Genomic DNA, 12,609 nt, shown 5'->3' with positions numbered 1-12,609 from the left:
GGCGGGGCCGGGACCCGTGCGTCCCGCCGCGCCAGGAAAGTTATAAAAAACAAGATACAACCAAGAGGATATTTATGACGCAAGCTCCCCTCCCGCCCTCGCGCTGGAAGCAATTTCGCTCCAGCAAGATAGCCTTCGCCGGCCTGTGCCTGTTCGTGCTGATCGCCGTGCTGTGCGCCGCCTCCGGCCTGCTGTTTTCCTATGACCCGAACGCCATCGACCTGGGCGCCGCGCTGCAGGCGCCGTCGCGCCAGCACTGGCTGGGCACGGACCAGACGGGCCGCGACATGCTGGCCCGCACCCTGGCGGCCGGGCGCATCTCGCTGGCCGTGGGGGTGTCCAGCGTCGCTCTGGCCCTCGTCATCGGCACCTTCCTGGGCGCCATCGCCGGCTACTTCGGCGGCTGGATCGACAATCTCACCATGCGCTTCGTCGACATGGTGATGACCTTCCCGCCCGTCATCGTGCTGATGACCCTGGCCGCCGTGCTCGGTTCAGGCACGGGCAAGACGGTGATCGTCATCGGCTTGCTGTCCTGGCCGCTGGCCTGCCGCCTGGTGCGGGCCCGCATCATGAGCATCCGCGAAATGGAATTCGTCGCCGCCGCGCGCACCTTGGGCGCCGGCCACACCTACCTGATTTTCAAGCACTGCCTGCCCAACACGATCGATGTGCTGGCGGTGTTCGCTTCCCTTGGTTTCGTCTCGGCCATCATGGCCGAAGCGGGACTGAGTTTTCTCGGTCTGGGCGTGCAATTGCCGGACGCCAGCTGGGGCAGCCTGATCAGTATTGCGCGGGAGGCTTCCGTTCTCAAGCAATACCCGTGGATCTGGCTCCCCTCTGGCGTGCTGATCGTTGTTACCGCCCTGGCCGCCAACTTTATCGGCGATGGCTTGCGCCAGGCCTTTGACCCTAAACATAGCAAGGAATAATCATGTCAGCATTGAAATTACACGGCATCATCCCTCCCGTCGTCACGCCGCTGGACCCGCAGGGCAAGATCGACGAACGCTCGCTGCGGCGCGTGATCCGCCACCTGATCGATGGCGGCGTGCACGGCTTGTTCCTGATGGGTTCGACCAGCGAAGTGATTTTCCTCAATGGCGCCCAGCGCGCCGAAGCCATCCGCATCGCCGTCGACGAGACGGCCGGCGCCGTGCCGCTGGTGGCCGGCGTGATCGACCCGACCACCGAGCGCTGCATCGAACACGCGAAGGTGGCCAAGGAACTGGGCGTGCAAGGCCTGGTGGTGACGGCGCCGTTCTACACGCGCACCAGCCCCGCCGAAACCATCGACCATTTCCGCTACATCCAGCAAGCCGTCGACCTGCCCATCATCGCCTACGACATTCCCGTCTGCGTGCACAGCAAGTTGAGCCGTGAAACCCTGCGCGCCATGTACGACGAAGGCCTGATCTGCGCCGTCAAGGACAGCAGCGGCGACGACGGCAACATGCGCATGCTGATGCGCGACTTCGCCGATGCCCCGGATTTCGCCATCCTGACGGGTTCCGAAACGACGGTCGACTACGCCTTGCTGGGCGGCGCCCACGGCTGCGTGCCTGGCCTGGGCAACGTCGATCCGGCCGGCTACGTGCGCCTGTACGAGCGGGCCCGCGCCGGCGACTGGGAAGGCGCGCGCGCCGAACAGGAACGCCTGATCGCCCTGTTCGACATCGTCTTCCACGGCGTGCCCTACACCAGCCCGAACGCCTCGGGCGTGGGCGGATTCAAGACGGCCATGCAGCTGATGGGCATCATCGACAACCGTTTGATGAGCAAGCCGAACCGCTTGCTGCCGGACGCCGCCGTCGAGCGCGTGCGCGCCATCGTCGCGGCCGCCGGTCTGCTCTGATTTCAATATAGCAAGGAGATGTGATGACCGATGCTGAAGTATTGCTCGATGTGCAAGGGCTGACGACATCGTTCCCGACGCCCGCGGGCGTCGTCAAGGCCGTCAACGGCCTCTCGTTCTCGCTGCGGCGCGGCGAAACGCTGGCCATCGTGGGCGAATCGGGCTGTGGCAAGTCGGTCACCTCGTTTTCGCTGATGGGACTGCTGTCCAGCCGCGCCACCATCGAAGGCCAGGCCTGGCTGACGGCGGCCGACGGCAGCCGCTTCGACGTGCTGGGCCTGGCGCCGCAAGCGCGCCAGGCCGTGCGCGGCAACCAGATGGGCATGATTTTCCAGGAGCCGATGACCTCGCTCAATCCCCTGCAGCAGGTGGGCAGGCAGATCGCCGAGGCCATGACGGTGCATGGCGTATGCGGCAGGAAGGCGGCACAGGAACGCGCCGTCGAGCTGCTGCGCCTGGTGGGCATTTCCGCGCCCGAGGTACGGGCGCGCCAGTATCCGCACCAGTTGTCGGGTGGCATGCGCCAGCGCGTGATGATCGCCATGGCCCTGGCCTGCAAGCCGCAGGTGCTGATCGCCGATGAACCGACGACGGCGCTCGACGTGACGATCCAGGCCCAGATCTTGCGCCTGCTCAAGCAACTGCAGCAGGAAGTGGGCATGGGCGTGCTCTTCATTACGCACGACATGGGCGTGGTGGCGCAGGTGGCGGACCGGGTCGCCGTGATGTATGGCGGGCAGCTGATGGAAACGGCGGCCACGGCCGACCTGTTCCGCCAGCCGGCCCATCCGTACACGCAGGGCTTGCTGGCCGCCGTGCCCCGTCCCGGCCAGGGCGGACGTTTGAGCGGCATTCCGGGCCAGGTGGAAACCGTGTATGGCGAACCTGCCGGCTGCCGCTTCGCGGGCCGCTGCCCCCTGGCGCAGGCGCGCTGCACCAGCGAGGTGCCCGCGCTGCGCACGGTGGCGCCGGGGCAGCAGGTGCGCTGCCATTTTGCAACTATTACAACAGGGAGCGTGCATGAAGCCGCCATCGCATGAAACAGGCACCGAAATTCTGTCCTTCGAGCACGTGGGCGTGGCCTTCCACAGCCGCGCGGGATTCCTGGGCAAGCGCCAGTCCGTGAAAGCCGTGCAGGACGTGAGCTTCGGCCTGCGCCGCGGTGAAGTGCTGGGCATCGTGGGCGAGTCGGGCAGCGGCAAGTCGACCCTGGCGAAGCTGGCGATGCAGCTGCTGCGCCAGGACAGCGGACAGATCCGCTACGAAGGCCAGCCGCTGTCCAGCTACCGGGGCGAGGCCCTGCGCCGGCTGCGCGGCGAAGTGCAGATGGTGTTCCAGGACCCGAACGCCAGCCTGAACCCCCGCCTGACCATCGAACAGTGCCTGCGCGAACCATTTATTTTGCACCGGCGCGGCAGCAAGGAAGAGCAGCTGGCCGAGATCACCCGCCTGCTGGACGTGGTGGGCTTGCCCGTCACGGCGCTGCGCCGCTATCCGCATGAATTGTCGGGCGGCCAGAAACAGCGCGTGGTGATTGCCCGTGCCCTGGCCCTGAAGCCGAAGGTGCTGATCGCCGATGAAGCCGTCGCCGCGCTGGACGCCTCCGTCAAGGCGCAGATCATCAATTTGCTGCTGGATTTGCAGCAACAGTTTGGCCTGTCCATCATTTTCATTTCGCACGACCTGCCCATGGTGCAAGCCATGTGCGACCGCGTGCTGGTGCTGTACCTGGGCCGCCTGATGGAAGCGGCACCGCGCTCGGCCATCGCCACGGGCGGCGCGCACCCGTACACGCGGGCCCTGTGGAAGAGCTCGCCGGCCGCCGACCCCGGCTGCCGCATGGCGCCAGAGGACGTGCTGGGCGGAGAAATCCCCAGTCCGCTGGCGCCGCCACCGGGCTGCGTCTTCCACACGCGCTGCCCGCAAGCCCAGCCGGCCTGCCGGCAACAAGTGCCGCCCCTGCGCAGCATCGAACCCAACCACGACGCCGCCTGCCTGCTGCTGGCGCCGTCCCCATCCACGCTTGAGCGAACCACCCCATGACTGATCTGCATCCCACCTCCCTATTGAACCGCCTGCAAGGTGGCCTCGTCGTATCGTGCCAGCCGCTCGACGACAGCCCCATGGACAGCCCCGCCATCATCGTCGCCATGGCGCGCGCCGCCATGGACGGCGGCGCCACGGCCCTGCGCATCGAAGGCGTGGAACACGTGCGCGCCGTGGCGCAAGCCTTGCCGCAGGCCGTCATCATCGGCATCGTCAAGCGCGACCTGGCCGACAGCCCCGTGCGCATCACGCCTTACATCGAAGACGTGCATGCGCTGGCCGAAGCGGGCGCCGCCATCATCGCCTTCGACGGCACGGACCGCCCCCGCCCCGTGCGCGTAACCACCCTGCTGGCGGCCGTGCGCGCGGCTGGCAAGGCCGCCATGGCCGACTGCTCCACCTTGAAAGACGGCCTGGCCTGCCATGCGCTGGGCTGCGATCTGGTGGGCACGACCCTGTCCGGCTATACGAAGGACACGGCCTACCTGCCGGAAGACCGGCCCAACACGGCGCTGGTCGGCCAGCTGGCGCAGTGCGGCGTGCGCGTGATGGCCGAAGGGCGCATCCGCACGCCGCAGGACGCCGCCGACTGCCTGCGCGCGGGCGCCTGCTGCGTCACGGTCGGCTCGGCCATCACGCGCATCGAGCACATCACGCAGTGGTTCGCCGCCGCCTTGAACACCGCGCCGCTTGCGGGCGAGGCCTGAGATGCTGCTGGCTATCGACATCGGCGGCACCAAACTGGCCGCCGCCCTCGTGGACCACGGCGTGATCGTCGCGCGGCGGCAAGTGCCCATGGCCGTTGACGCAGCGCAATTTGCCGCCGCCATCGATGCGCTGGTCGATGGCTGGCCCGCGCCTGAACGCATCAGCGTGGCCACCACCGGCTACGTCGACGGCGGCAAGGTGTATCCCGTGAACCGCGCCATCATTTCTTTCTGGAATGGTTTTCCATTGGAATCCTTGCTGCGCGAACGCTTCGCCTGTCCCGTGACCCTGTTCAACGACGCCCAGGCGGCCGCGTGGGGAGAATACTGCGCCCGGCGCGACATGGGCGAGGCCGCTTATCCGGCCAACCTGCTGTTCCTGACCCTGTCGACCGGGGTGGGCGGCGGCCTGGTGCTGGATCACCGCCTGCGCGCGGGGCCGCACGGCCTGGCCGGCCACGTGGGCCACGCGCCGGCCCGGCTGACACCCGCCGATGGCCTTGTCGCCTGTGGCTGCGGACGGCTGGGCTGCCTGGAAATGCTGGCGTCCGGCACGGCGCTGGCGCGCCAGGCGAGCGCCGTGTTCGGGCGGCAGCTCGACAGCGCCGGCCTGTTTGCCCTGGCCGCGACCGAGCCGCGCGCCGCCGCCATCCTCGACCTGGCGGCGCTGGGGGTGGCCGAAGCCATCGCCGGCCTGCACATGAGCGTGGATCTCGATGCCGTCGTCATCGGCGGCAGCGTCGGGCTGGCGCCCGGCATGTTGCCGCGCATCGCCAAGGCGCTGGCAGGCTTGCCCTTGCCCTGCCCGCCACCGCTGAGCGCGGCCAGGCTGGGTGCGGATGCGGGCTTGCTGGGGGCGGCCGCCTGCCCTGTCTGAGCCTGCCATGAACGCTGCAAAGGCCCGCACCATGCGGGCTGCAGCCATTTTCCCCGGCGCTGAAAACACCCCGATCGAACAAAAAAGCAACAAGTTTATAAGTTGTTTGACATTAGATATCATATATCTTTACACTGATTTTCGAGCCAAGCAGCAACCCACCCAAATGCTCATGTATTGAAATTCTTTCCAACAAAAAAGTAACAAACAACTGGAGAAGTCAATGAAAGTTCAGCGCACCCTGCTCATCGCTATCCCACTGGCGGCCTGCACCATTTCAGCCTCGGCGCAGGTGACACTGCCGCCCATTAATATCAGCGGCCAGTTCGAGTATTCGATCAGCGATCGCAAGGGTTTGACGGAGCAAGGCGACAATGAGCACCGCCAGCGCAGCCATCCCGGCGTGCTGCTGGCCTTCGGCAGCGTGTTGCCGCTCGACAATTCGGGCCTGAGCGCCGAACTGTTCGTTTCGACCAAGCTGGTCACGGGCGACGCCACGCCCGCCTGGACGAATTCCTTCGGCAACCGCGAAGCATGGGGCGGCATCAACAGCGCCTACGGCAGCGTGCGTTTCGGCCGCCAATGGCTCGACAGCTACATCAACGTGCTCGATCCGTACGCCTCGGGCGGCAACATCGGCGAAATGAGCGAGCTGGGCACGGGCGCCGGCAAGGGCTACCCGGCCGGCCTGACGCGCATCTCGAACGCCATCTGGGCCGACAATTCACTCACTTACACGAGCCCGAAAGTGGCGGGTGTGGCCACGCTGCGCGCGCAGTTTTACTGGAACGGCAGCAGTTTCACGGATGAGAAACTGGTGTCGGCGACGGCACCGAACATCGCCCCCAACACCAAGGCGGCCAACGGCTACATCCTCGGCGCGCGCCTCGACTATCCCGTAGCGCGCATCGACCTGAACTATGGCTCGCAAAAGCAGAACCTGAAAAATGCGCTGGCCACCAGCGACAACAGCCCGCTGGCCGATGGCGTGTATGAGACCACGCAAATCATGATCGGTGGCATCGTGCCGCTCGGTACGCACTCGGTGCGCGCGCTGCTGGTGCAGGACAAGACGCAGCGTCCTAACGGCAGCAGCATCAAGGACAACGAGATCATCCTGGGCGGCCAGTACAGCGTCACGCCGAACTTCCACCTGCGCCCCGTGTTCATCATCCACAAGGTCGATACCGTCCCCCACGACGCCAACGACTACAAGCAGCTGCGCGTGGAACTGGCCTACAAGATGAACCTGGGCCTGACGCGCGGTTCGACCTCGTTCTGGCTCCGCCCCACCTACCGCAAGTGGGATACCAGCGGCAACAAGTTCACGGAATTGCGCGCTGGCTTTACGACAAATTTCTAAGCGCTGGCCACTTTCCTCCACCTTACACACCATCCATCATGAAAAAACTCAGCTGTGCATTGCTGTTGTGCCTCGCCTTCTCCGCCACCCAGGCCGCTGGCGCCGCCCCGCGCTGGCCCGACTTCCCCGCCCCCATCAAGAACGGCGCCGGCGCGCGCATCGGCGCCACCGTCTATGCAGGCCTCGGTTCGGCCGGCAAGGCCTGGTATGCGCTCGACACGGGCAAGCCGGGCGCGCCCTGGGTGGCGCTGGCGCCATTTCCCGACGCGCCCCGCGACGCGGCCAATGCCGTGGCCATCGGCGGCCTGGTCTACCTGTTCGGCGGCTCGGGCAAGAACGCGCCCGAGGACAAGGCCCTGACCGTGTTCGACACGGCCTATGTCTACGATCCGGCCGCCAATAGCTGGCGCCAGTTGCCCACGCGCGCGCCGCTGGGCATCTTCACGGCCAGCGTGGTCTCCGTCGACCAGCAGAACATCGTCTTCTTTGGCGGCGTCAACAAGGCCATCTTCGATGGCTACTTCCAGGACTACGCCGTGGGCGCGGCGGACAACAAGGAACGCCAGGCTGTTGTCGCCGGGCATTATTTTGACCAGCGCCCGCAAGACTACCTGTGGACGGCGCAGGTGATGAGCTATAACCCGCACAGCAACCAGTGGCGCAACCTGGGCGCGGATCCGCAGCTGCCCACCGTGGGCGCGGGCGTGGCCGTGCAAGGCAAGGTCCTGACCATGGTGAATGGCGAAATCAAGCCGGGCCTGCGTTCGCCGCAGGTGAAGGAAGTGCTCATCGATGGCGACAAGCTGACATGGAAACAAGGCGGCAAGCTGCCGGCGCCACCGGGCGCCACGCGCCAGGAAGGCGTGGCGGGAGCGTTCGCCGGCTACAGCAACAAGGTGCTGCTGGTGGCCGGCGGCGCCAACTTCCCCGGCGCCTGGCAGCAGTTCGACGCGGGCCAGAATTACGCGCACAAGGGCTTGAAGAAGACCTGGCGCGACGATATCTACGCGCGCCGCGACGGCAAGTGGTCGCACGCGGGCAAGCTGCCGGCGGGCCTGGGCTACGGCACCGGCGTCCAGCTCGACGATGGGGTACTGGTCATCGGCGGTGAACTCGACGGCGGCGCCGCCAGCAAGGACGTGTTCCTGCTGCAATGGGATGGCAAGGCCGTCCAGATCGTGCGCTAAGCGCCGGCGCCCGGCGCGGCCTCCACCGGCGCCGGGCGCCACTTTCCGAACAGACCAGAAAGAACATCATGACTGAAGCTTACCGGCAACATCACGGCCGCATCCTGTGCGATGAGCACTGGATCAACGGCACCCTGACGGTGGCGCCGGACGGGCGCATCGCCGCCATCGAGGAACGGGCGGGCACGCCTGGCCCGACCCTGCTGCCGGGATTCATCGACCTGCACGTGCATGGCGGCGGCGGCGCCGACATCATGCAGGGCGGCGACGCTTGCGCCCGTATCGCCGCCGCCCACGCGCGCCACGGCACCACGTCGCTGCTGGCAACCACCATGACGGCACCGATGGCCGAGCTGGAAGCCGTGCTGGCGGGCCTGGGGCAAGCCTGCGGCGCGCGTCAGCCGGGCGCCGCCCGCGTGCTGGGCGTGCACCTGGAAGGCCCGTTCATCAACCAGGAAAAGCTGGGCGCCCAACCCGACCATGCGTGCGTGGCCGTGATCGACAGCCTGCGCCGGCTTCGCCGCCTGGCGCCCATCCGCGTCATCACCATCGCGCCGGAAATCGCCGGCCACCTGGAGATCATCCGCGAGCTGAGTGCCGACGGCGTGCGCATGCAGATCGGCCACACGAGCGGCAGCTACGACGATGGCGTGGCCGGCCTGCGCCACGGCGCCAGCAGCTTTGCCCATCTGTTCAACGCCATGACGGGCTTGCACCACCGCCAGCCCGGCATCGTCGGCGCCGCGCTGGCCCACGCGCGCTACGCCGAAATCATTCCCGACCTGCTGCACGTGCATCCGGGTGCCCTGCTGGCGGCCCTGCGCGCCATCCCGCAGCTGTATTGCGTCACCGATTCGACTTCCGCCACCGGCATGGCGGACGGCGACTACCGCCTCGGCTCCCACACGGTGCACAAATGCCAGGGCGGCGTGCGCCTGGCCGACGGCACCCTGGCCGGTTCCTGTTTAACCATGGATCAGGCCTTGCGCAACCTCGTCTCCGTCGGGCTGGACCTGGCCGACGCCTCGCGCCGCCTGTCCGCCTATCCGGCCGACTACCTGGGCGTGGCCGACCGGGGCCGCCTGCGCGCAGGCGCCTGGGCCGACATCGCCATTGTCGACGAGCAGCTGGCCCTGCAGGGCGTGGTGGCCGAGGGAGAACGCATTGCACTGGCGCACGCTTGATATCGCCAGCCTGGCGCTGCTCCTGACCGCGTGCGGTGGCGATGTCGCGCCGCCACAGGCCGCCGCGCGCACCGTGGCACGCCCGACGCTGGCCGCCGTCAGCGTGGCGGCGACCATGCGTGCGCGCACGCCGTTACGCGTCGGCTACGTGGAATATCCGGGCGCCACGGGCGTGCGCACCTACACGGACATTGCCGTCGTGCTGGAACTGGAACAGGTCGACGTGAAAAATCCCGCGCTGGAGTTGCAGGCGGCGGGCCGCACGCTGGGCCGCATCGCCCTGGCGCGGCCGGCGGCACCTGGCGCCCGTTACGCCAGCACGCACTGGAGCGCCACGATCCCCGCCGCCTGGGCGATCCGGGGCGCCAGTTGGCGCGCCGTCGCCGATGGCAGTGAAGCGAGCGCGCCGCGCGCGCTGCCGCTGGCCGACTAGGCAGACAAAAATACGGGACGCGCGCCTGCCACCCGTCAGGCGCGCGGGACTTCCCCAGTACGGGATGGTTTGGAACCTGGCGAGCCGCCCGGTTCCGGGAAAGGAATCACCGCAATGTCAACTGTCTTGCCGATTCAATCGATCTATCGCCTGGCTACCGCCTGCCTCCTGGGCCTGGCCTTGAGTAGCGCCCCCGTCGCCCAGGCGGCCATTTCCGCCAGCACGCCATTTCCCGCCGCCGATGCCAGCTACGGCTGCTACCGTATCCCCGCCGTGGTGACATTGCAGAACGGTACAATCCTCGCCTTCGCGGAAGGCCGCCCATCGGGCTGCGCCGACTTCGGCAATATCCAGGTGGTCATGAAGAAAAGCCTGGACGGCGGCACGACCTGGTCGGCCCTGTCCGTGGTGGCGTCAAATGGCACCTTGCAAGCAGGCAACCCGGTGCCCGTGCTCGACACGCTCGATCCCGCCTACCCTGGCGGGCGGCTGTTCCTCTTCTATAACACGGGCAATGCCAGCGAAAGCACGATCCGCAACGGCGGCGCCGGCGTGCGCGAACAATGGGTGCGGACGTCGGCCGATGGCGGCACGACGTGGAGCGCGCCATCGAACATCACGGCGCAGACGGCGAAGATCGGCGCGGCGCCCTACAACAACGCGGCCGGCTGGCGCACCCTGGCCATGGGGCCGGGGCACGGCGTGCAGATGCGCTCCGGACGCCTCGTCGTGCCGGGCAACTTCACGGCCGGGCCGCCGCAGGCGGGCTATGCGGATGGCCGCGCCTATGTGTTTTATTCGGACGACCATGGCGCCAGCTATCAGATCGGCAACGACACGGGCTACCCTTCGGCCAACGAATCGACGGCGGCCGAATTGAGCACCAGCCAGCTGATGATCAACAGCCGCGACCAGAGCGGCGCCACGCGCAAGCGCATCGTCTCCGTCAGTTCCGATGGCGGCGCCAATTTCAGCGCCGGTTTCGCCAACACCACCCTGATCGACCCCGTGTGCGAAGGCAGCTTGCTGAACCTGGGCTGGAATGGCAAGCAGTATCTGTTGCACGCCAATCCCGCCTCCACCACCAGCCGCAACAACCTCACCGTGCGCGCCAGCAAGGACGATGGACAGAGCTGGCCGTTTTCCCTGCTGATCACGGCGGGCGCCTCCGCCTACAGCGACCTGACGCAAGTGGACGCCGGCAATATCGGCATCCTGTATGAAAACGGCAGCAACGGCATCCGCTTCATGAAGATACCGCTCGCTACGGTGATCACGGCCCCCTGAACCGACCGCGTCATCCCCTTTTCCCCGTGTTACCCCCCTCTTTCCCGCCCTGCCCCGCAGCGGCGGGTTTTTTTCTTCCGCCCTTTACTCGGCAGGGGCCCGCCATGCTCAGGCCGGCGGCGGCTGGAAGGCGCAGAAACCCGACCACTGGTCGCGGCTGTCGCACACTTTCAGGCAGCCTTTGTTTTCCTTGAACGTGGCGACGACCTTGATGGGGAAGCCATATTTGGGCGTCGTGGCCAGGAAGGCGGATGGGCAGCTTTGCTCGTTGCTGAAGCGGAAGGTGATCTCTTCGCGGCGGCCCTTGCGCTCAAAGCTCAGCATGAAGGTTTCATTGCTGTTCCATTGCGCCTTGCCCGGCACGCGGAAGCGGTAGCGGGGGTTGCCCGGCTGCTGGCCTTCAAGTTTCTGGCCGAAGACGCGGCTGCTGGCCGTGGCCGTCTCGACCTTGGCAATCGGATACGGCACGGCAAACATGTAGGTGCCGGCAAAACCCTGGTCGAAGCCGAGGCCCTTCTGGTAGAACGGCACGACGATATGCGGCGCGCCCGCGTATTCCACGCTGTTGTGCGCCGTCACGCGCGACGTCAGCTTGTCATCGGGCGCGTTGCCGAAGACCACATCCAGTTCCAGCAAGGCTTGTTGCTTGTCAATATCTTGCGCCAGATAATCCTTGGGGAACAGCTCGCCATGCACGCAGCCGGCCAGCAAGGAGGCGGCGCAGCAGCCGGCGAGGAGTTTGGGTAGTGTCATGGCTGTTTTCCTTCCGGCGGCGCGGTAGCGAGGCCCAGGCCCGTCACTTGCCAGCCGTTCTTGCCTTGTTTCCATTGAAATTGCTGGCCGAACCAGGCCAGTTCCAGCTCGCGCCGGATGCGGTTCGAATCCGTGCGGCCCTGGCGCGCCTTGATGGCGGCGCCCGCCTGCGCGGAAGCGGCATCCGACAACGGTTTCAGCCACCGTTGATAGGTATCGGGCGGCAAGGCCAGCACGCCGGCCACGCCATCGTCGCGCGTGGCGACGATGATCCCCACCTTCGTCAGCGCATTCGTCAGATACGCGCCGCGCCGCCCGTCGGGCGAGACGGAGACCAGCATGGCGGGCGCGTAATCGCCCGTGACGCCACCCGGCACGTCAAACCACAGCAGTTCGCCCGTGCGCGTGTCGAGCGCGCGGCCGTCGCGGGCAAACAGCAGCACCTCGGGATTGCCCGGCTGCGGCACGCCCCATTCGGGGTCGCGCTCCGTGCGCACCATGCTGTCCCGCTGCATGGGACTGATGGGACGCATCAGCGGTTCGCCATTTTGCACGCCGATGAGGATGGTGCCCTGGCCCGTATAGCCCTTGGTAAACGCCAGCAGCATGGGCTGGCCCTCGCGCGTGGCTTTCAGCGGGCGCACTTCCGCCACTTCGCGCGCGCCGCCGGGCCAGTAGCCGTGCTGACGGAAAGACAAAGTGACGAGCGGGTCGAAGCGGTCGCTGGTGACGACGAAGTCGCCGTACTGAATGGTCACCGGCACGTAGGGCGCTTGCGCCTGCGCGCAGGGCACGATGGCGGCGGCGAGGGTGGCGGCCGCCGCCAGGCGGCAAAAGGAGAGGGACAGCATGGCATCCTGTAAAGGTCGCAAGGTGCGAAGGAGGCATATCATAGACGATTCCCCACTAGCAACACT

General features: G+C 66.9%; 14 protein-coding genes. 12 read left to right on the top strand and 2 right to left on the bottom strand.

The features are described from left to right. Positions 1 to 74 precede the first annotated feature (74 nt). The 12 genes from KY494_RS02240 (at position 75) to KY494_RS02185 (ending at position 10,939) form a co-directional block, all read left to right on the top strand. The gene (locus KY494_RS02240) at positions 75 to 932 is read left to right on the top strand and encodes an ABC transporter permease (protein WP_219134431.1); all 858 of its coding nucleotides are present in this window, start codon (positions 75 to 77) and stop codon (positions 930 to 932) included. A gap of 2 nt (positions 933 to 934) precedes the next feature. Continuing rightward, complete coding sequence (locus tag KY494_RS02235; protein ID WP_219134430.1) at positions 935 to 1,855, top strand: dihydrodipicolinate synthase family protein; 921 nt, start codon at positions 935 to 937, stop codon at positions 1,853 to 1,855. A gap of 23 nt (positions 1,856 to 1,878) precedes the next feature. Further along, positions 1,879 to 2,895, top strand: coding sequence for an ABC transporter ATP-binding protein (locus KY494_RS02230; RefSeq protein WP_219889704.1), 1,017 nt, complete (start codon positions 1,879 to 1,881; stop codon positions 2,893 to 2,895). After that, complete coding sequence (locus KY494_RS02225; protein ID WP_219889703.1) at positions 2,876 to 3,898, top strand: ABC transporter ATP-binding protein; 1,023 nt, start codon at positions 2,876 to 2,878, stop codon at positions 3,896 to 3,898. The genes KY494_RS02230 and KY494_RS02225 overlap by 20 nt, the downstream gene beginning before the upstream one ends. Further along, complete coding sequence (locus tag KY494_RS02220) at positions 3,895 to 4,608, top strand: N-acetylmannosamine-6-phosphate 2-epimerase (protein ID WP_219889702.1); 714 nt, start codon at positions 3,895 to 3,897, stop codon at positions 4,606 to 4,608. Before KY494_RS02225 ends, KY494_RS02220 begins: the two co-directional genes overlap by 4 nt. A 1-nt stretch (position 4,609) precedes the next feature. Continuing rightward, entirely contained in the window at positions 4,610 to 5,485 is an 876-nt protein-coding gene (locus tag KY494_RS02215) for an ROK family protein (RefSeq protein WP_219889701.1), read from the top strand. A 7-nt stretch (positions 5,486 to 5,492) separates the two neighbouring features. Beyond that, positions 5,493 to 5,666, top strand: coding sequence for a hypothetical protein (locus KY494_RS02210; RefSeq protein WP_219889700.1), 174 nt, complete (start codon positions 5,493 to 5,495; stop codon positions 5,664 to 5,666). Positions 5,667 to 5,708: 42 nt separating this feature from the next. Beyond that, positions 5,709 to 6,848, top strand: a complete 1,140-nt coding sequence (locus tag KY494_RS02205) for a porin (RefSeq protein ID WP_219889699.1) — start codon at positions 5,709 to 5,711, stop codon at positions 6,846 to 6,848. 38 nt (positions 6,849 to 6,886) lie between these two features. Continuing rightward, the gene (locus tag KY494_RS02200) at positions 6,887 to 8,035 is read left to right on the top strand and encodes an N-acetylneuraminate epimerase (protein WP_219889698.1); all 1,149 of its coding nucleotides are present in this window, start codon (positions 6,887 to 6,889) and stop codon (positions 8,033 to 8,035) included. A 68-nt stretch (positions 8,036 to 8,103) separates the two neighbouring features. After that, positions 8,104 to 9,219, top strand: coding sequence for an N-acetylglucosamine-6-phosphate deacetylase (gene nagA / locus KY494_RS02195; protein ID WP_219889697.1), 1,116 nt, complete (start codon positions 8,104 to 8,106; stop codon positions 9,217 to 9,219). Next, the gene (locus KY494_RS02190) at positions 9,200 to 9,652 is read left to right on the top strand and encodes a hypothetical protein (RefSeq protein WP_219889696.1); all 453 of its coding nucleotides are present in this window, start codon (positions 9,200 to 9,202) and stop codon (positions 9,650 to 9,652) included. The genes nagA and KY494_RS02190 overlap by 20 nt, the downstream gene beginning before the upstream one ends. Before the next feature lie 114 nt (positions 9,653 to 9,766). Then, positions 9,767 to 10,939, top strand: coding sequence for an exo-alpha-sialidase (locus KY494_RS02185; protein WP_219889695.1), 1,173 nt, complete (start codon positions 9,767 to 9,769; stop codon positions 10,937 to 10,939). 108 nt (positions 10,940 to 11,047) lie between these two features. Here KY494_RS02185 and KY494_RS02180 read toward each other — a convergent pair whose 3' ends face one another. Beyond that, complete coding sequence (locus KY494_RS02180) at positions 11,048 to 11,692, bottom strand: hypothetical protein (RefSeq protein ID WP_219889694.1); 645 nt, start codon at positions 11,690 to 11,692, stop codon at positions 11,048 to 11,050. Further along, positions 11,689 to 12,543 carry a hypothetical protein gene (locus KY494_RS02175; protein WP_219889693.1) on the bottom strand — a complete coding sequence of 285 codons (855 nt, stop codon included), beginning with the start codon at positions 12,541 to 12,543 and terminating at the stop codon, positions 11,689 to 11,691. The genes KY494_RS02180 and KY494_RS02175 overlap by 4 nt, the downstream gene beginning before the upstream one ends. Between the last annotated feature and the right edge of the window lie 66 nt (positions 12,544 to 12,609).

The sequence above is a fragment of the Janthinobacterium sp. PAMC25594 genome (assembly GCF_019443505.1).
Lineage (GTDB): Bacteria > Pseudomonadota > Gammaproteobacteria > Burkholderiales > Burkholderiaceae_D > Janthinobacterium.
The sequence above is the reverse complement of the archived record's forward strand: the minus strand, read 5'-3'. Positions and strand labels throughout refer to the sequence as shown.

What these genes read in the sequence shown, in the direction of transcription:
- KY494_RS02240 (WP_219134431.1), top strand. Translation starts at nt 75, where the DNA reads ATGACGCAAGCTCCCCTCCCGCCCTCGCGCTGGAAGCAATTTCGCTCC.
- KY494_RS02235 (WP_219134430.1), top strand. Translation starts at nt 935, where the DNA reads ATGTCAGCATTGAAATTACACGGCATCATCCCTCCCGTCGTCACGCCG.
- KY494_RS02230 (WP_219889704.1), top strand. Translation starts at nt 1,879, where the DNA reads ATGACCGATGCTGAAGTATTGCTCGATGTGCAAGGGCTGACGACATCG.
- KY494_RS02225 (WP_219889703.1), top strand. Translation starts at nt 2,876, where the DNA reads ATGAAGCCGCCATCGCATGAAACAGGCACCGAAATTCTGTCCTTCGAG.
- KY494_RS02220 (WP_219889702.1), top strand. Translation starts at nt 3,895, where the DNA reads ATGACTGATCTGCATCCCACCTCCCTATTGAACCGCCTGCAAGGTGGC.
- KY494_RS02215 (WP_219889701.1), top strand. Translation starts at nt 4,610, where the DNA reads ATGCTGCTGGCTATCGACATCGGCGGCACCAAACTGGCCGCCGCCCTC.
- KY494_RS02210 (WP_219889700.1), top strand. Translation starts at nt 5,493, where the DNA reads ATGAACGCTGCAAAGGCCCGCACCATGCGGGCTGCAGCCATTTTCCCC.
- KY494_RS02205 (WP_219889699.1), top strand. Translation starts at nt 5,709, where the DNA reads ATGAAAGTTCAGCGCACCCTGCTCATCGCTATCCCACTGGCGGCCTGC.
- KY494_RS02200 (WP_219889698.1), top strand. Translation starts at nt 6,887, where the DNA reads ATGAAAAAACTCAGCTGTGCATTGCTGTTGTGCCTCGCCTTCTCCGCC.
- nagA (WP_219889697.1), top strand. Translation starts at nt 8,104, where the DNA reads ATGACTGAAGCTTACCGGCAACATCACGGCCGCATCCTGTGCGATGAG.
- KY494_RS02185 (WP_219889695.1), top strand. Translation starts at nt 9,767, where the DNA reads ATGTCAACTGTCTTGCCGATTCAATCGATCTATCGCCTGGCTACCGCC.
- KY494_RS02180 (WP_219889694.1), bottom strand. Translation starts at nt 11,692, where the DNA reads ATGACACTACCCAAACTCCTCGCCGGCTGCTGCGCCGCCTCCTTGCTG.
- KY494_RS02175 (WP_219889693.1), bottom strand. Translation starts at nt 12,543, where the DNA reads ATGCTGTCCCTCTCCTTTTGCCGCCTGGCGGCGGCCGCCACCCTCGCC.